The organism is Actinokineospora sp., assembly GCF_050699995.1.
GTDB lineage: Bacteria > Actinomycetota > Actinomycetes > Mycobacteriales > Pseudonocardiaceae > Actinokineospora.
On record NZ_JBOHGC010000280.1, the window covers coordinates 1 to 1555 of the forward strand.

At 66.8% G+C, this 1555-nt stretch carries 2 protein-coding genes and 1 pseudogene; 1 reads left to right on the forward strand and 2 read right to left on the reverse strand.

Annotated elements, in window-relative coordinates:
• A partial coding sequence (locus ACRDSQ_RS14110; RefSeq protein WP_431421515.1) for a response regulator transcription factor occupies positions 1-304 on the forward strand: 304 nt, incomplete at its 5' end.
• Positions 305-350: 46 nt separating this feature from the next.
• Here ACRDSQ_RS14110 and fdxA read toward each other — a convergent pair.
• Both fdxA and ACRDSQ_RS14120 read right to left on the reverse strand, forming a co-directional pair.
• Positions 351-578, reverse strand: a pseudogene (gene fdxA, locus ACRDSQ_RS14115) (ferredoxin); the annotation flags it as partial.
• Positions 575-1555, reverse strand: a 981-nt coding sequence (locus ACRDSQ_RS14120; protein WP_431421517.1) for a 2-oxoacid:ferredoxin oxidoreductase subunit beta, incomplete at its 5' end; no start/stop codon positions are given. The gene ACRDSQ_RS14120 and the pseudogene fdxA, both read right to left, overlap by 4 nt.

Genomic DNA, 1555 nt, shown 5'->3' on the forward strand with positions numbered 1-1555 from the left:
GCACAGCGAACACCGGCACGCCGCGGCCGCCGAACGACGGGCCGCATGGCTGGCTTCGCGTTGCCGGGGTGCGAACACGCCCGCGCTGCAGGTCGCCGAAACCCGGGCGAGGCTGACCTCAGCCGAATGGGAAGCCGCGCAGCTGGCCGCGGCGGGACGATCCAACAAGGATATCGCCGAGGAACTAGTGGTCTCGGTGCGGACGATCGAGAACCGGCTCCAGCATGTGTACGGCAAGCTCGGCGTGCCGGGTCGCGCGCATCTCGCCGAAGCACTCGAGACGATTCACGGTCCCGGCGAGTGAGAGATTTCGGCGCGAGCCGCTACGACACAGGCGGTGTTCGCATCGCGAAGAAGTCCGCGTTGATCTGCGTGTAGTGCTTCCACTGGTCAGGAAGGTCCCGCTCGTAGAAGATCGCGTCGACCGGGCAGACGGGCTCGCAGGCGCCGCAGTCGACGCACTCCTCCGGGTTGATGTAGAGCATGGTCTCGCCGGGGATGATGCAGTCGACGGGGCATTCAGCGACGCAAGCCTTGTCCTGCATGTCAGCGCATGGCTCGGCGATGACATAGTTCATGGTCGATTCCTCTCGGGCTCGCTGTGCTCGACGGTCCAGGTGTCCCTACCGGTGAGCAGTTTCTGGAGGTCGGCCGGTGTGGTGTCCTCGGCCTGTTTGATCTGGGCTCGGGCGGCATCGTCATAGGTGGGTCGGCGCACCTGGCGGAAGATGCCCGTCGGGGTGTGCCGCAGGTCCTGCCCGCTGATTCGGGACAAGGCGAAGGCGTAGCTGGGATCGGCGATGGCGGGATCGTGGACGACGACGTTCTCGATGCCCACCGCGGCGGTCTTGGCGACCTCAAGGCCCGCGAAGCCGGACCTGACGACGCAGTACTCGCCGTGGCCGTCGTCGTTGGGTTTGCCGAACACGATCGGCTTGCCCGCCCGCAGCGGAATCAGCCGCTGCGTCGCCTCGTCCTTGTCCTTGAGGACGTCGAAGGCGCCGTCATTGAAGATCGGGCAGTTCTGGAAGATCTCGACCAGGGCGCTGCCGCGGTGCTGGGCGGCGGCGGTGAGGACCTCGGTCAGGCCGTTCTTGTCCGAGTCGAGCGCGCGGCCGACGAACGTGGCTTCCGCCCCCAGCGCCAGGCTGATCGGGTTGAACGGGTGATCCAGCGATCCGTACGGGGTGGACTTGGTGACCTTGCCCGCCTCGCTGGTCGGCGAGTACTGGCCCTTGGTCAGCCCGTAGATCCGATTGTTGAACAGCAGGATCTTCAGGTTCACGTTGCGGCGCAGGGCGTGGATCAGGTGGTTGCCACCGATCGACAACGCGTCGCCGTCCCCGGTGACCACCCACACCGACAGGTCCGGGCGGGAGGCGGCCAGCCCGGTCGCGATGGCCGGCGCACGGCCGTGGATCGAGTGCATCCCGTAGGTGTTGACGTAGTACGGGAAGCGCGACGCGCAGCCGATCCCCGAGACGAACACGAATTGCTCGCGGGGGCGGTCGACGGTGGCCAGGAAGTTCTGGACCGAGGCGAGGATGGTGTAGTC